The sequence below is a fragment of the Agrobacterium sp. DKPNP3 genome (genome assembly GCF_052686535.1).
In genome coordinates, this window is the sequence record NZ_JBQYSN010000106.1 from 1 (window position 1) to 16,197 (window position 16,197).

Here is a 16,197-nt window from a genome sequence, read left to right on the forward strand (position 1 = left end):
CGAAATGCCAGACTGACTGGAAAGCTCCACCCGCGCGCCTTCCGGCGGGTAGACGATGCGGGGTGCGCTCTCTCGCCTTGACGCCGACAGCAACCCGCTTGCCGTGGTCGTGAAACGGCGCTGGTTGGCTGGAAGGTCCGCCACCGAAAGGCGCGCCACGCCCGATGGCGCCGCAGGCATGGGCGTGATGGCGACGCCGGATTTCGCGAAAGCGTCGAACAGGATCGGCGCTGCCGTCGCATAGCCGGCAATCCCGGGGACGGAACCATTATCGGCGCGGCCAACCCACACACCGATGACATGTCGCCCGTCGTAACCCACCGACCAGGCATCGCGATAGCCATAGCTGGTGCCGGTCTTATAGCCGATGCCCCGCTGCTTCATCCCAAGCGGCGGCAACACGCCGGAGAGCGTGTCAGAGATATTCCAGATGGCGGCATCCGAAAACAGCCGGTCGCCCTCCATCCGTTCAGGCGAGGAACGTATGCCGTCTCCAAGACGAACCGGCTCCCCGCCACCGGCGAGCCCGGCGTAAAGCTGGACCAGATCAACCAGAGAAATCCCTGCGCCACCGAGTGCGATGGCAAGGCCCGGCGCTTCATTGACGGGAAGCACAAGCTTGACACCCGCCCGCCGGAACCGGACCATCATCGCAGCCGGGCTGACCGCATCCAAAAGCTTGACTGCCGGGACGTTGAGCGACAGTTGCAGCGCTTGGCGGATGCTGACATCGCCTTGATAATGCATGTCGAAATTGCGTGGCCGGTAACCTGAAAAATCTGCAGGCCGATCTTCAATAATGGTTTCCTGTCCGACAAGGCCGTCTTCAAAGGCGAGCCCGTAGATAAAGGGCTTGAGCGTCGAACCTGGTGAGCGGATGGCGCGGCTCATCTCCACGAAGCCGCGTCTTGCCGTATCGAGATAGTCCGCGGAGCCAACTTCTGCCAGAATATCGCCGGTCTGTGCATCCGCCATCACGATGGCAACAGAGACCTTGTCACCGATTTTTTCGGCCGCATGCCGGGCAACAGCTTCCAACTCCCGCTGAATCGTCAAATTGAGCGTCGAACGGACATTGGCAGCATTTGGATACCGGGCGCGGGCGGCGACGGCCATATGTGGCGCAAAGGCGGGCAAGTCCTGCCGGTTCAGAGGCACTGCCGCGGTTGAAGCTCGCTCCGCCTCTCCCTCTCCCACCACGCGCTCCACAGCAAGCCGTTGCAGGACCCGTTCGCGCGCCTGTTTCGCCGCGTCCGGAAAACGGTCCGGGCGGCGTTTTTCCGGCAATTGCGGTAGCGCTACCAGAAGCGCCGCTTGCGCCGTGTCCAGCCGGGTCGGCTCCTTGCCGAACCAGGCGAGGCTTGCAGCTCTAACCCCCTCAAGATTACCGCCATAAGGGGCAATATTCAGATAGAGATCAAGTATCTCGGCCTTATTAAGCCTTCTCTCGATCTGGAGTGCGCGCGCGGCTTGCAGCAATTTCGCTGAAAAAGATCGGTCGGCGCGCGGCTCGATCAGCCGCGCCACCTGCATGGACAGCGTCGAGGCGCCGGAGACGATCCGCCCGTTGCTCGCCAGTTGCCAGGCGGAGCGCAACAATGCCCAGGGGTCGACGCCGTGATGATCGTAAAAGCGCTGGTCTTCGTAGGCGACCAGCATTCGCAGGAATTGCGGATCGACATCGCCGGCCGTGGTCCTCAACCGCCAGCGGCCATCCGGTGTCGCGAAGGCGCGCAACAGTTTACCGTCGCGGTCCAGCACCTCGAAGGATCGCTGCCCTGCGGCCTGCAACGGCGGCGGATAGGCCTTGTCGAGCGCATCAAGGCCGAAGGCCGCGCCGCCGATAAGCAGCGCGGCCGTAACGATGCCGACGATAACAGCCTTTTTCCGCCTCATGGGGTTGCCGAGCGCACCTCCATGCGGCCGGTTGCCGTGCGGGCGGCGAATTGCGGCCGGTACATATCCTCAACCGAGGCTGCCGGATGGTCATAGGTGCCGGGGGTGACGGCGCGAACCACATAAGCAAGAGCAATCTCCGAACTGTCGCCGGCCGAGCGATCAAAGGCCGCGACGAAACGGTCGTAGCGGAATTCGGTATGCGCCGCTTCCGTTTCCGGCAACCAGTCGAAATTCGAAAGCGCCGCCGAATTGACGAGGCTCGGATTGTCGATTTCGAAACCGGAAGGCAAAAGATCGGTCACCAGAATACGCGACTGCCAGTTATTTTGCGGCACCACGTTGAGCACCACCACATAACGCTCGTTCTGCGTGACCTCGCTCGGGTTCACCTCTTCACCATCCATGGAATAATAGGTGCGGGTGATGGTGAAGCCTTCGCCGCCGGCGGCAAGCGGCTGCGCCGGGGGCGCCACGGTGGTGACAACAGCCGTGACCGGATCGGCCGAGGCATTGGCGATCTTCAAGGGAGCCGCCAGCAATTCATCGCCGCTCATCCGCTTACCGAAACCGCCGGTCTGCAGATCGCCGTTCACATCCAGACGGATATCCTTGTCCTCGCCTTTGACGGCGCGGGCGGCCAGCAGCATCCATGCCTGTTCCTGGGTGCTGGTATAGGGCTTCTTTTCCCACTCTTTGGCCACGGCACCTGCAAGCTGCGGCACGACGGCCGGAACAGGACGGCTTTCAGCCGCAAGCGCCAGCGTTGCCGCACCATCACGCAGGGCAGAACCATAATCGGCGCGGGCGAAGCTGACATTGGTTGCACGGCTTGCCATATCGAGCGAAGCGCCGAACACACTCTTCGAACGGGTCTGGTCGCCATAAAGCGAAAGGGCAGCGGCAACCTGCGCCTTGGCAAGCGGCGTCGGGAAATCCGCAAGCGCCGTATCGGCGTAATAACGCAGATCGTTGATCGCCGCCTTGCGGTTGCGCGCCAGCACATAAAGCGAATAGGCGATCTCGTTGCCGCGATCCTTGACATTGCTGTCATAGGAAAGACCGTTCTGCAGGTTGTTCAGCGCCTGCACCATGGCCGCTTCGGGAACATCGTAACTCTGCTCACGCGCTCTTGTCAGGAAGTCGGTGATATAGGCATCGAGCCACAGATCGCCGTACCCTGGCGACCAGAGGCCGAAACTGCCGGAGCTCGACTGGAAGGACAGCACGCGGTAAATCGCCTCCTGCACCCGCTTCCGGGTATCGGGATCCTCGGCCATGCCGCTGTCCTTCGTCAGTTCCGAGACATAGAGCAGCGGCAACGCGCGGCTTGTCGTCTGCTCGGCGCAGCCATAAGGATATTTATCCAGCATCATCACCAGCGCCGGAATATCGAAGGCCGGCGAGCGCGTGACGTTGATGGCGACGGAGGAACCGAGCAGCATGCTGTCGGCCAGAAGATCACCGTTAATCGTCAGGCTGCTGTTCGGCGCGATCTTGATTTCGCGTCGCGTGGTCACCGGCAGAACGGCCGGGCGGACCGGAACATTCAGCACCTGCTCCAGCGAAACGCCTGATGCATTGGAAACCTTGATGGTGATCGCACCGTTGCCGGGCTGTTCACCCGTCAGCGGAACGGTGAGCGACGACTTGCCGCCTTTTTGAAGCGCCAATGTCTGCGACATCTCGCCCTGATCAACCGTCAAGGCCGTATTGCTCGTCACATCCAGTCGGTAATCACCGGCCTCGCCATCTGTATTGGCGATATCGAGCCGCAATTGCGAGACATCGCCGGGGGCGAGGAATTTCGGCGCGCTGGCGGTCACGACGACAGGATCGCGAATGATGGTATCGGAGACCGCATGGCCAACACCCGTCTTCGTCCAGGCCACAGCCATGATGCGCGCTGTGCCGTTGAACTGCGGAATATCGAAACTGACAGTCGCCTTGCCGCTAGCGTCAAGTTCGACCGGGCCGGCAAAGAAGGCCACCAGCTTTTCGGTGGGCGGGCTGCCCTGAAGGGCTGCCTGCGCCCCGTCACCACCGGTGCGCAGCCGGCCGGTGGCGCCAAGCGAGCCGTCGATCAGGCGGCCATAAAGGTCGCGGATTTCAAGCCCCAGCCGACGCTGGCCGAAATACCATTCATCCGGCTTCGGCGGCTCATAGCGGGTGAGGTTCAGGATGCCGACATCCACGGCCGCAACGATGGCATAGGCTTTCTCACCGACGCCAGCACCGGCGACGGTGATCGGAATTTCAAGCTGCTGGCGCGGCAGCGTCTTCTGCGGCGCGCCGAGCGTGACAGCAAGCTTGCGCTCGGCCGGATCGACGGCAAGCCACTTGATGCCGATGGCGCGCATCGGCATACGGCTTTCCTGCGCATCGCCGGGCCGGAACAGCGTCGCCGTCACATAAGCGCCCGCCCCCCATTCCTCGGTGACCGGAATGTCGATCTCGCCACCATTCTCACCAATCTCGGCGTTCTGAACGGAAATCAGCTTCTCGGAACCGGACGTGATCATCAACTCGCCGGCAAAACGTGAGGATACCTTGAGTTTCGCCGTATCGCCGATCTTGTAGCTCTGTTTGTCGAGAGCGATTTCCAGCGCATCCGGCGTTTCCGTCGAGCTTGCCTCCACATAGAAACCGGCATCGAATTCGACGCTCGAAACGGGTGCGCCGTTACCCGCGCCTTCCACTTCCAGCCGGTAACGGCCCCAGGTGACGGGAACGGAAATCTCGCCGCCACTGGCATCGACGGACAAGGTGCCAGTTTCCTGCTGCTTCGTATATTCCACCGGTTCATAACGCCAGGAGTTGCCCTGACGATACCATTGATAGTTCCGCTCGACCTTGATGAGCTTCCAGGTGAGACCGTTCATCGCCTGTTTCTCACCATCGGCGCTGACGCCGATGATATGGAAACGACCGACGGAATTCTGGGCGAGATCGCCTGAGAATTGCGGCTTGATGCCGATGAGAGAGGATTCCGACTTGATAGGCAGCGTCAGCGAACGCTCGACGGCACGGCCGCCAGCCTCCTGCATGCGCACAGTGATATTGGCGGAAAGAAGCTGCGTGGTTGAGGGCAGATCGGTCAGATCGACGTTAAAGCTCGCCTTGCCCTCTTCGTCCAACACTGGCAGATCGGCAAGCGTGGTGCGGTTTTCCTCTTCGCTCTCCTCATCCGCCAGACCGAAGAAGTAGCCCTCGAAATCGGCACTGGTGCGCGTCGGCTTGATGGCGATCTCGCCTTCCAGCGTCAGACCGGCCGCCGGGGCGCCATAGAGATAGCGGCCATCGACATCGATTGCCGTTTCCGCGCCCGGATCGATCTCCTTTGCCTTGCTCGAAAGGTCGAATTCGGTGCGATCAGGCACGAAATCATCAACGAGGAAGCTCTTTTCGCTGATCGCAGCCGTCTTCGGGTCGGTATGGATGCGCAATGTCCAGGTGCCGCGCATGGCATTTGCCTGTAACGGCAGATCGACCGCATGACCGCCAAGCGCCTTCCCATCGCTGACGAAGCGGCGGTCTTCCACCCCGTCAGGGCGTGAGAAGATGAAAGTGAGTGGTAGATCCTCGATTGCCTTGCCATCGACATCACGGGCAAGCGCTGCGGCATGTACGGTCTCGCCGGCGCGGTAGATACCGCGTTCCGTCCAACTGAAAACGTCGATGGCACCGGGTGCTGCACGTCCCGTCACGCCGCGATCCGAAAGATCGAAGCCGGCGCGGGTCATATCAAGGAACACGTAGTCCTTATCGCCGTTGCGCGCCGTCAAGATAGCGGGCGCCTGGGCCGCCGTGCCGCGCATCAGGCCGGCAGAAAAGACGGCGCGGCCATCCGCATCGGTCTTCGCGGTACCCAACACTTCGTTGTTTTTGGCAAGCAACTGCAAATCCACGTCGGCAAGCGGCTTGGCGCTGCCGAGTGCGCGCACGAACACGTTCAAACCGTCGGTTCCGGCATAGGTGGTGATGCCGGTATCGGACACCAGGAACCATTGCGTGGCGCGGGAATCCCATGTTTCCGGCGCCGTGCCAGGCGGAACGGCGGTCAGTACATAGATGCCGGGTTTGCGCTCCGGCAGGGCTTCATCCACCGGGAAGCTCGTCACCACATCCTTGTTGAGGTCGGGCTGGATATCGATCGAGCCCTGCCAGACGAGTTCGCCAATCTCATTTTCAATACGGTCGGCGTTGTAACCGTCCATTTGTGTCAAAAACTGAGAATTGGTCAGAAGCGCTGTGATGTTGCGGTCGCCAACGCGGTAGAGCTTCAGGTCTGCCTTGTCGGCATTAACGGAAACGATCGGAATCCCACGGCGCGCCGTACCCGGCAGCACGAAGTTTTCCCCGGTGAACCGCACAGTGGCGCTCCGGTCACGCACATAGATATCAAGATCAACCTTCTTTTCCAGCGGCTCTTCCACCGAGGACGGCAGGCCGGCGCGCAACGCGATCTTGTAGCGTTGGCCGTGGGTGAGGCCTTCGACGCAGATCTCACTGCCCTTCGCTTCGATGGCCTTGGGAGCGGCGCCGTCCAGCGTGATGAAGGAGGAATAATCGACACCGTTCTTCACCAGCGGTTCGGAAAACTGGACGCAGGCCCGCGGGCTTACGCTATCCGTATCCACCGTGTTGTTGATGACGCGGAAACCCTGACGCGTGCGCAGGTCGGCATAGGCCGCCTTTATCTGCGCATTATCCGTGAGCGCAAGGCTCTCCTTATAGGCATTGAGCGCCGCGCGATAATTCTGGGTTCTTTCAAAAGCCTTCGCCAGCCTATTCAAGGCTTCAGTGCGGGCCCCCACCGTGCGGCTCAGTTGATACGCATTGATGGCGGCGGAAGCGGCCTGTCCGGCAATAGAATAATTGTCGGTGACTTGCGCGGCCTTTTCGGAAAGCTCCGCCCAAAGTGCGCCGTCATCAGGTGTGATGGCGAGCGCCTGCTTATAAGTGGTGACTGCATCCGGAATATTGCCAGCGGCAGCCTGTTGCCGTGCTGTTTCGACAAGTGTTTCCACGCCCTGCTGCGCCTCAGCCTCATCGACAGCAAGACCCGCTTTTAGCCGGCGCGCTTCCTGCTGCAGGCTGTCAGTGACGAATGACAGGCGCTGCGGCGCGCCGATATCTGGCTCTGTAGCCACTTCGACAATCTTGCCGGCGACAGCGCCCGGGAAGGCGTTCAGCTGATTGAAATCCGATTTGAGGAAGCACCATTTCACCTTTGGATTGTAGGTGAAGGCCTTGCAGGACGCGTCGCCCACGCAAATCTCACCGCACTGCTCCAACGAGACGTTCTGCTCGGTTCGCAGATCGAAGCCGAAATAATCGCCATTCTGAGTCGTAACCACCTTCCGCGAAGGTTCTGCTGCCGTGACTGGCGAAAAAATGAGGGCAGTCGAGACCGCAACCAACGAAATCCGGACGAGCGCGCGCAACGACATCAATATCCTCCCGCATCAGATATGTCGGGCGGAACTCTGGTCAAATCCACGCATGGTTGTCAACGCATCTTCGTTAATTAGCGACAGGCAATACGCACGGACGCATAGCTTTGCGCCCCTAGTCCTCGATTTTGCGCGCTTCCGAGATCAGCATGATCGGCACCCCGTCACGGATCGGATAAGCAAGCCTTGCGCTTTCGGAGATGAGTTCGTTTCGAGCGCGATCATAGGAAAGACGGCCCTTGGTCAAAGGGCACACCAGAAGTTCCAAAAGCTTCGGATCGACATTGCTTAACCGGTCGTCCATGGCACCCGATCCTATTGCAGCACCGTTCCGCCCTCGCCAGAGCCCTGAGCAAGGACAATCTCGGTAATGGCAATCAGCGTTTCGGCGCGTGTCTTAAGATCGGGCGCTTCCAGAAGGGCTTGTTTTTCGGCCGGTCCGAACGGAGACATCATGGAAAGCGAATTGACAAGGACGCGGTTTCCCGCCCGCTCAACGCTCTCCCAGTCTGCCTCCAGCTGATTGGCATCGAGGAACGCGCGGAAAACCCGCAGCAGATTCTCCCGGTCGACAGCCTCCTCGTCATATTCACCCGAAAGATCGGCGATGAAAGGCGCCTGCCGGAAGCTGCGATAGGGCTCAGCCGATGGCATTTCTTCCAAAAGACGGAAGCGGCATACACCCGTCAGCGAGATGATATAACGGCCATCACCTGTTTCAGAAAATGACGTGATGCGACCGAGGCAACCGACCGCGCTCAGCGGCCCACCCTCAAGTCCCGACTCGATAACGTGCAGCGCCGGCTGCACCATGCCTATGAGGCGGTGGGTCGCAAGGGCCGTGTCGATCATGGCAAGATAGCGCGGCTCAAAAATATTGAGCGGAAGATGGCCCTCCGGCAGCAGCAGTGCGCCGGGCAGCGGAAAGACCGGCACGGTCTCGGGCAAGTCATCGTTCTTCACATATCTCGCATTTCCGACATGCATGGGATCAAGCCCCCTGTTCACTGCTGCCCGGACTGCGGCAGAGCCGCCACGTCCGGGATACGTCCGTTTTACGAAAACAGTATCGCCGAAAGCTTCCTGCGGCCTGCAACCGTTGCGGGATCCTTGAAGCCCCAGGCCTCGAAAAACTCCAGGAGCTGGCGGCGCGCGCCGTCATCATCGAAGGTGCGGTCCTTGCGCATGACGTAAAGCAGATGGTCGGCCGCCTCATCACGCCGTCCCTGTGCGTTCAGGACCTTGGCAAGTTTCACGCGCGCCTCGTGATCATCGGGATTTTGCGCGAGATCACGTTCGAGCGCGACCGGATCGCCAATTTTACGAGCCTCCTCATATTGCGATATCTTTTTAGAAACGAGCTGAATGGCGGCATCATCATTGAGTTCGGCGGGAAGAGAAGAAAGCAGCTCGCTCGCCCGCTCATATTGCCCGGCGGCGATCATGCATTCGGCGATACCGGCGATCGCTGCGGGGTTTTCCGGGTCGGCCTGCATGACGGCACCGAAGATCTGTGCGGCGCCATTGAAATCACCATCGGCGAGAAGCTGCTTCGCCTCGGTCAGAGCCGCCTCGATTTCAGCCTTCGGATCACCCGCATCCGGACCGGCAAGCTTGTCGATAAACTGCTTGATCTGGCTTTCCGGTACCGCACCCATGAAGCCATCTACCGGCCGACCATCGACAAAAGCAACGATCGCGGGAATGGATTGAATACCCAGCTGGCCGGGAATGGACGGATGATCGTCAATGTTCAGCTTCACAAGCTTAACACGACCGTTAGCCTCATTGACCACCTTTTCGAGGGTCGGCGTCAGTTGCTTGCAAGGTCCACACCAGGGCGCCCAGAAATCCACCAGAACCGGCTGGCGGCGCGATTCTTCCATGACGTCCTTGGAAAACCCAGCCGTCGTGGTGTCCTTGATGTGGCCGGAGGAAGCGCCGTTCAGTTCGCCATTGTGATGGACACTCGCGGTCATCTGCCCGCCATAAGAACCGCCGTAAGGATTATTGTCGCCGCTCATGCCGGCCTCCCGAAAACTCTGTCATCTGTCTTGCTCGAAGCAAAGATCGTATCTCACTCGCTGACTTTCAAGACAAGCGGCGTGTGCCCGGTCGCCTCAAGAAAGCGAATGAGATCCTTTGACGCGATTGTTGTGGTCTGGTCATTGGAAAGGGGATGGCCGTTGACCAACTCGTTTTTCAGTAGATCGCTGTCGAGCACGAAAGTTACCTGCCCGCCTGTGTCGTTTATCGCGCCGAAAACCGTTACCGATCCCGGCACGACCCCCAGATATTCGAGCATTTTTTCCGGCCGACCGAAGGAAACCCGGCTTGCCGCACCAATGACCTTGTGAACGCTTTTGAGATCGACGGCCGCATTTTCCTCCACGGTCAGCACGAAATACTGATCCTTTTTGTCTTTTACGAAGAGGTTCTTCGTGTGGCCGCCGGGAATGAGATCGCGCAACGACTGGGATTCCGCGACAGTAAACACAGGCTCATGCTTCCTGGTGGTGTGGGAAATGCCGAGCCCGTCCAGAAACTCGAACAGCTCCTTCGCAGTTTTCTGAGAATTTTCCGCCATAGTTTATCGCATGCCCCTGCCGATGATGTTGTCACTCCTTTCTGATTAAGGCGGCAACACACCATTGGCAACGCAGGAATATTGGCCAGAATGAAAAAATATCAATCATTTCCGCCGCTTGTCGCATTCACGAGAGAAATTTTCGCGTTTTTGTCATTTCCCTGTTGCATTCCAAAATCGATTGAGCGATATAGCGCCCGTCGCCACTTGGTGGCCCACGGTTCAGCCAACTACCCCGGACCGGTGGATTTGAGCGGGTGTAGCTCAGGGGTAGAGCACAACCTTGCCAAGGTTGGGGTCGAGGGTTCAAATCCCTTCGCCCGCTCCAAATTTCCCTAAACTCTTGGACAGTACATGCTCTATATTGTGCTATCTTCTTAGCGCATGATGTCGCATCATTCCCGGAATGTCCTTTACCGCGCCACTGAAATCTCAAAAATTCTTGGGCAGGCGGAACTTCTGGCCAACATAACAGTTATCTCCGCGAGGCTCCTAACCTCAGTTCCCCTCGATTGCCCGCCGTGAGCGGGCATTTTTTTGTGTGAACATCTTGCCGCCCCCGGGAGGATCGGCACGTGAAGAGCTCACGGCGCTCCTGCTCTCCAATAGCTCGACAATGGGAGCAGCCCGCGCAACAATACACAGCCTTGATCTTGCCATAATTAATTCAATGTGCTTTTGTGCAGGCGCCCTTGTGGGAGGGGGTAAAGGTTGAGACCCGCTTGTTGCAGTTTTGCAGTGAGCGGGTTTCCCTTTTTCTGGGCCGGTGCCAAGCGCGCTTTAGCGAATTGGATTTCCGGCTCTTGCCCCAAACGCGAGGAAGATGACAATGCGTCGGCGGCCTGGGGTTAACCAGTCTACCTGCGTCCCTTTCCATTTCGATGGACTACGGCGTCACAACAGGCGGGCATGGAACTCGGCTACCCCACGGAAACGCGCGCGCGGGTCAAATTCATCCCCACTTGAACATTGCCGGACTTTCATTTGCAAGATCAAGCGGACTTGATTAGACGAATCCCTCTATATCGTGAGAACGGCGACTTAATTTCGCCATCACGCCTGCCTTTTTGAAAACCCATCCGGGAAATCTGCTTCTTCATGAAGTTCGAGGAACAACAACATGGCCAACGCGACCACCGCCGACAATAGCCGCACGCTTGCTGCTCTTGGTGTTACGGCGGGAATGATTTTCACCGTGGGCTCCGCCCTCGGCTTTCAGCATATCGGCGGTTACACACCCTGCGCGCTCTGCCTGTTGCAGCGGGATCCCTATTATTACGCCATTCCGCTCGGCATACTCGCGATTGCGACCAGCGTTTTCAAGTTACCGGTTCAGATTACCCGGCTGCTTCTGGCGCTTATCGGCGTGACGATGCTGATTGGGGCGGGGCTCGGCGTCTATCATGCCGGCGTGGAATGGGGCTTCTGGGCGGGCCCCGTCACCTGCGCGACCGGCGCGCCTTCCATCACGACCAACGCCGGCGATCTCCTCGGCAATCTGAACGCCATCAAGGCACCTTCCTGCAACGACGCGGCCTTGCGCGTGCTCGGCCTTTCCTTTGCTGGCTGGAACGTCATCGCAAGTGTCGCACTCGCGGCGATCGCTTTTTATGGCGCGAGCCGTAAAAGCCGTTAGGCGGAAAACCGTGTGCAGTCCTGAAGGGATCAGGGCTGCAGCTCGGTGTCCCAGTAAAGATAGTCCATCCAGCTTTCGTGCAGATAGTTAGGCGGGAAGAGCCGCCCATTATTGTGCAGATCCTGAACCGTGGGCTGGAAGGGCTTCTGCGACGGGAACATGCCCGCCTGTTTGGGAAGCTTACTGCCTTTTTTCAGATTGCAGGGAGAGCACGCCGCAACGACGTTGTGCCAGGTCGTTTCACCGCCATGCGCGCGGGGAATCACATGATCGAAGGTCAAGTCGTCCCGCGCACCACAATACTGGCACTCAAACTTGTCCCGAAGGAAGACGTTGAAGCGCGTAAAGGCAGGATTGCGGGTGGGCTGCACGTAGGTCTTGAGGCTGACCACACTCGGCAGCCGCATGGAAAAGCTGGGCGATGATACCGCGTGATCATATTCTGCAATGATGTTCACGCGGTCTAGAAAGACAGCCTTGATCGCGTCCTGCCAGGACCATAACGACAAGGGATAATAACTCAGCGGCCTATAGTCCGCGTTCAAAACGAGCGCCGGCAGGGCCTGTGGTGAAACTGCAATCGTCAAGGGCTTCTCCTGAGCGATTCGGCATCTGCACTTGTATATTAGGTCCGTTGTTACAGGATTGTGAAGCCTATAAATGCAGCGGCAAAGAGCTTAATTTTCAAGCCCGGAAAAGACCGTTTTATCATCCCTGACGCTCAGACGGCACAGTGGCGCCGCGTGGCGAAAATGACGCCGCTCGCTGACGCGGCCGGGAGGCGCTTCGGCCCGATCAAGGCAGAAAACATTCTCGCACCGGATGCACGATCGGTGATAGGATAATCGCCGACGGACACGGCTACTCTCATGCCAGGGCGCCATGGCAAATGTGCGGCGACATCATCCATTATTTTTCAGCCGGAAAGACCTTTGGCCGGAAGCGGAAGCGCCCTCCAAAATTCTTGACCTTGTGAAGAGGAGACAGTAACCGCAACTATGCCCAAGGTGCTGAACTGGATAAGCGGCCGTAAACAACCAGCCCTCCGCGACGACCGGAGGCGGCGCAGGATTGATCTTGGCGACAGGCCGATCTCCTTCCCGATCTATGCGATCGGTGACATCCATGGCAGTCTCGACCTCCTGTTGCAGGCGGAACGAAGGATCCTTACCGATATGGGGCCCGCCCCCTCCCCGGCGCTGATGGTTCTCCTTGGCGACTATGTCGACCGCGGACGCGATTCACGGGGCGTTCTGGAACACTTGCTGCAACCGCCACCAGCGCCGCTTCGCCGCATCGCACTTTGCGGCAACCACGAGCAGCTTTTCCACGACTTCCTCGATAATCCGCAGGAGAATTTGAAGTGGCTCGACCTCGGTGGCCGAGAAACGCTTTTGTCCTATGGGATCGACATCGGCCACTTCATGCAAAAAGGCCGCCTTCGGCTACAACCGCTCAAGGATGCACTGTTGGGCGCCATCCCGCAGACCCACCGCCGGCTTCTGGCCAGCCTGCCGGTCTATACACGGATAGGCTCCTATATCTTCGTCCATGCGGGCTTCAGACCGGCGGTGCCGCTGGAGGCGCAGACTGATGAAGACATGCTCTGGATCAGGGAGCCCTTCCTGTCGCAGGGTGCAGGGCTGGACCTCGTTGTCATCCACGGCCACACGCCGGTCACTGAGCCTGAGGCCGGCCCGCAACGCATCGGTATCGACACGCATGCTTTCAAAACGGGCAGGCTGACGGTTCTTAGAGTGTCTGACCAAGGTCTGCACCTGATCGGCTAGGCGATCAGCGCCTAGCGCCTATTGGACACTGTCCTGCATTACCCGTTACTCGACCGCGAGGATTTCGATCTCCCGGCCAGCCACGATAACGACATCACCGGCCGTTTTACCCGTCAACGCCCTTGCGACAGGTGACACGTAGGACATGGTCCCCGCAGCGGGATCCGCCTCGTCTTCTCCGACGATACGAAACCTCTGCGTTCGCCCGTCATCGCGGCTGAATGTCACAAGGCTACCGAAGGCAACGATCCCGTTTGACGGCGGGTCGGGCATCAGCTGCGCAGTGCGAAGGCGTTCAGACAGGTATCGCAGATCACGCAACGGGCTCGCCAGAAGGCGCCGTCTTTCATTGACGTCGTCAGTGGCATTGGCGGCTTCACAGGCCTCACGCGCAAGCCGCAACTCCTCCTCCAGCGCCTTCAGCCCGGCCCGCGTCACCAGATTGGGGTGCGGCGAGATTGGTCGGTCCGGCAAAACGGTTTCGGCAGCGGTCTCCGCGCTGTCTTCCTTGGTAAAGGCTACGCTCAATCCAGACACTCCGTTTTCACGATATCACGCCTGCTCCCGGCCAGATCCGCCATGGCTTTCGGTTCCTAACAATATCAAGCGGCGTTTGTTCAAACCCAACATTTAACAGGTGAAACCGGTTGATGACAACGCTCACCTGTGGGCATTCCTTGCAACCACAGCGGAATATACCCCTTATATCTTAGCCTAACAGCAGGCTTTTTACCCTGTTAGGGTGTGCATCAGGAGGAGCGAGGACACACACGAACGGACAGGAGATTGGTCATGGCCCGGACAGTCGTGAATGCGCTTGGCGACACACTCTATTACAGCGGCAGCTCAACTGGATTTTTTTCCGCAACCGGCTCCGGTCCGCTGCTCAACGGGACTGCCGGCAATGATTCCATGTGGGGCGACAGCGCCGTCAATGTGACCATGGCAGGGGGGACTGGAGACGATATCTATTATCTCTACTCCGGCATCAACCGCGCGATCGAAAATGCCGGAGAGGGCGTCGACACCATCGATACCTGGATGAGCTATACCCTGCCTGAACATTTTGAAAACCTGCGGGTGACGGGCGATGGGCGATACGCTTTCGGCAATGCGCTCGACAATATCATCACCGGCGGATCGGGCAGCCAGACGATCGACGGCGGGGCGGGAAACGACGTGCTAATCGGGGGTGGCGGAGCCGATACCTTTGTTTTCACGAGCGGCAACGGAACCGATCTTATCTTGGATTTCAGCGCCAATGACACGATCCGTCTCAATGGCTACGGCGTCACATCGTTCGACCAGCTGGTCGCCAGCGCCACCCAGCAGGGTGATAACCTCTGGCTCAATTTTTCGAATGGTGAGGCTGTTGTTCTCGCAGGAACGACCATCAACGACCTTCACGCCGACCAGTTCGAACTCAGCCTCGACCGATCGGCGCTCAGCCAGACTTTCGCCGATGAATTCGATTCGCTATCGTTGCGTAGCGGCGGCCAGGGCAACTGGGACGCAAAATATTGGTGGGCGCCTGAAAAAGGAAGCTCGCTGACGACGAATGGCGAGGCACAATGGTACGTCAACCCCGGCTATGCCGGAACGTCGGCAGTGAACCCCTTCAGCGTCGAAAACGGTATCCTCACCATACATGCCGAAAAAACCGCACAATCGATCGCCGATGAAGTCGAAGGTTACGATTACACTTCGGGCATGCTGAACACTTATTCGTCGTTCAGCCAGACCTACGGCTACTTTGAAATCCGCGCCGATATGCCAACCGACCGGGGCGCCTGGCCGGCCTTCTGGCTTCTGCCGACGAATGGATCCTGGCCCCCGGAACTCGATGTCATCGAAATGCGCGGGCAGAACGCCAATACCCTCATCATGTCCACCCACTCCAACGCCGCCGGCGAGCCAACCTCGGTCATCAACAACGTCAGCGTGCCGAGCACAGAGGGCTTTCACACTTACGGCGTCCTGTGGGATGCCGAACACATCACGTGGTACTTCGACGATGTGGCGGTGGCACAGACGGACACCCCTGACGACATGCATGATCCCATGTACATGGTCGTCAACCTTGCGGTCGGTGGAATGGCAGGAACGCCGTCGGACACCGACTTCAGCGACGGGTCGCAGATGATGATCGATTACATCAGAGCCTATTCGCTCTCGGACTGGGCAGCGTAAAAAAACCAACCGAGCGGCATATTCAGATTCCCAGCCCCCAGCGAAGCGTTTTCCTGAGGAGAAGGCGGATGACATAAACCCCGGTACGGCCGAAGAAATCATGCACGTGGCGATGGCCGGCAACCGCAGCCACGGCTCGAAGCTGGTGACAGACATCAAGTCCGCGGTAAGCGGCTTCAAGGTAAGCGTGACTGAAGTCGCTCACAGCCACATCATTGCGTGCCTCGCAGCCTTCACCGTTCCTGCGACTTCTGAAGACGTATGACGATATTGGTGGGTGTCACCCCTTACTTTCGAATGGCCTGCTATGCCGATGCGGTTTCGATGGCATCTCGATCATAGCCAAATGCCACACCACGAAATGCCTAGCCGAGATTGTGGACCATGAAATAGATGAGTCCGCAATGTGCGATTGCCAATACGATCCAGCCCCATTTGGCGAGCCTGATATCGGCATCGATAACCGTATTGCGGATTTCTCTCGTGTTTGCCGCCAGTTCGGGCCCAGCAGACGGGGTCTGCTTGACCACTTCTTCCACAAGGTGGAGCCGGTCATGATGCGGAATTCGGGGCTGAAAATCCCTGGCGCTCGCCCCATCGGAAAGCGCGCCCTCGCCAGCCGTGGCGCTCGCCGCCACGAAC

The 16,197-nt window shown here is 59.0% G+C and carries 12 protein-coding genes, 1 tRNA gene and 1 pseudogene; 5 read left to right on the forward strand and 9 right to left on the reverse strand.

The annotated features are described in order from the left end of the window. The 6 genes from pbpC to ACUTJJ_RS21750 form a co-directional block, all read right to left on the reverse strand. Positions 1-1,896: penicillin-binding protein 1C (gene pbpC, locus ACUTJJ_RS21725; RefSeq protein WP_445543390.1), on the reverse strand; the 1,896-nt coding region annotated here is incomplete at its 3' end. Then, a complete protein-coding gene (locus ACUTJJ_RS21730; RefSeq protein ID WP_445543391.1) occupies positions 1,893-7,349 on the reverse strand; it encodes an alpha-2-macroglobulin family protein in 5,457 nt (1,818 codons plus the stop codon). The genes pbpC and ACUTJJ_RS21730, both read right to left, overlap by 4 nt. Positions 7,350-7,467: 118 nt before the next feature. Then, positions 7,468-7,656: a Trm112 family protein gene (locus tag ACUTJJ_RS21735; protein ID WP_063946882.1), complete on the reverse strand. Its 189-nt coding sequence runs from the start codon at positions 7,654-7,656 to the stop codon at positions 7,468-7,470. An 11-nt stretch (positions 7,657-7,667) separates the two neighbouring features. Further along, positions 7,668-8,339: an LON peptidase substrate-binding domain-containing protein gene (locus ACUTJJ_RS21740; RefSeq protein WP_404494663.1), complete on the reverse strand. Its 672-nt coding sequence runs from the start codon at positions 8,337-8,339 to the stop codon at positions 7,668-7,670. A gap of 68 nt (positions 8,340-8,407) precedes the next feature. Beyond that, positions 8,408-9,376, reverse strand: a complete 969-nt coding sequence (gene trxA, locus ACUTJJ_RS21745) for a thioredoxin (protein ID WP_404494664.1) — start codon at positions 9,374-9,376, stop codon at positions 8,408-8,410. A gap of 53 nt (positions 9,377-9,429) precedes the next feature. After that, positions 9,430-9,939: a prolyl-tRNA synthetase associated domain-containing protein gene (locus ACUTJJ_RS21750; RefSeq protein WP_063946879.1), complete on the reverse strand. Its 510-nt coding sequence runs from the start codon at positions 9,937-9,939 to the stop codon at positions 9,430-9,432. Between the two features lie 253 nt (positions 9,940-10,192). Here ACUTJJ_RS21750 and ACUTJJ_RS21755 point away from each other — a divergent pair. Both ACUTJJ_RS21755 and ACUTJJ_RS21760 read left to right on the forward strand, forming a co-directional pair. Further along, a tRNA-Gly gene (locus ACUTJJ_RS21755) sits at positions 10,193-10,267 on the forward strand. Between the two features lie 792 nt (positions 10,268-11,059). Further along, complete coding sequence (locus ACUTJJ_RS21760; protein WP_404494665.1) at positions 11,060-11,575, forward strand: disulfide bond formation protein B; 516 nt, start codon at positions 11,060-11,062, stop codon at positions 11,573-11,575. A 29-nt stretch (positions 11,576-11,604) separates the two neighbouring features. On the opposite strand, the gene ACUTJJ_RS21765 is transcribed toward ACUTJJ_RS21760, so the two are convergent. Next, positions 11,605-12,162: an HNH endonuclease gene (locus ACUTJJ_RS21765; RefSeq protein WP_063946877.1), complete on the reverse strand. Its 558-nt coding sequence runs from the start codon at positions 12,160-12,162 to the stop codon at positions 11,605-11,607. Positions 12,163-12,573: 411 nt separating this feature from the next. Here ACUTJJ_RS21765 and ACUTJJ_RS21770 point away from each other — a divergent pair, with 411 nt between their 5' ends. After that, entirely contained in the window at positions 12,574-13,365 is a 792-nt protein-coding gene (locus tag ACUTJJ_RS21770; protein ID WP_404494666.1) for a metallophosphoesterase family protein, read from the forward strand. A gap of 45 nt (positions 13,366-13,410) precedes the next feature. Here the strand turns inward: ACUTJJ_RS21770 and greA are convergent, their stop codons facing one another. Then, the gene (gene greA, locus ACUTJJ_RS21775; RefSeq protein ID WP_209091330.1) at positions 13,411-13,893 is read right to left on the reverse strand and encodes a transcription elongation factor GreA; all 483 of its coding nucleotides are present in this window, start codon (positions 13,891-13,893) and stop codon (positions 13,411-13,413) included. 264 nt (positions 13,894-14,157) lie between these two features. On the opposite strand from greA, the gene ACUTJJ_RS21780 reads away from it, so the two are divergent. Both ACUTJJ_RS21780 and ACUTJJ_RS21785 read left to right on the forward strand, forming a co-directional pair. Then, positions 14,158-15,555 carry a family 16 glycosylhydrolase gene (locus ACUTJJ_RS21780; RefSeq protein WP_404494667.1) on the forward strand — a complete coding sequence of 466 codons (1,398 nt, stop codon included), beginning with the start codon at positions 14,158-14,160 and terminating at the stop codon, positions 15,553-15,555. Positions 15,556-15,655: 100 nt separating this feature from the next. Continuing rightward, on the forward strand, positions 15,656-15,820 hold the full coding sequence (locus ACUTJJ_RS21785) for a hypothetical protein (protein WP_404494668.1): 165 nt from the start codon (positions 15,656-15,658) through the stop codon (positions 15,818-15,820). 100 nt (positions 15,821-15,920) lie between these two features. Here the strand turns inward: ACUTJJ_RS21785 and ACUTJJ_RS21790 are convergent. Further along, a pseudogene (locus ACUTJJ_RS21790) lies at positions 15,921-16,197 on the reverse strand (hypothetical protein); the annotation flags it as partial.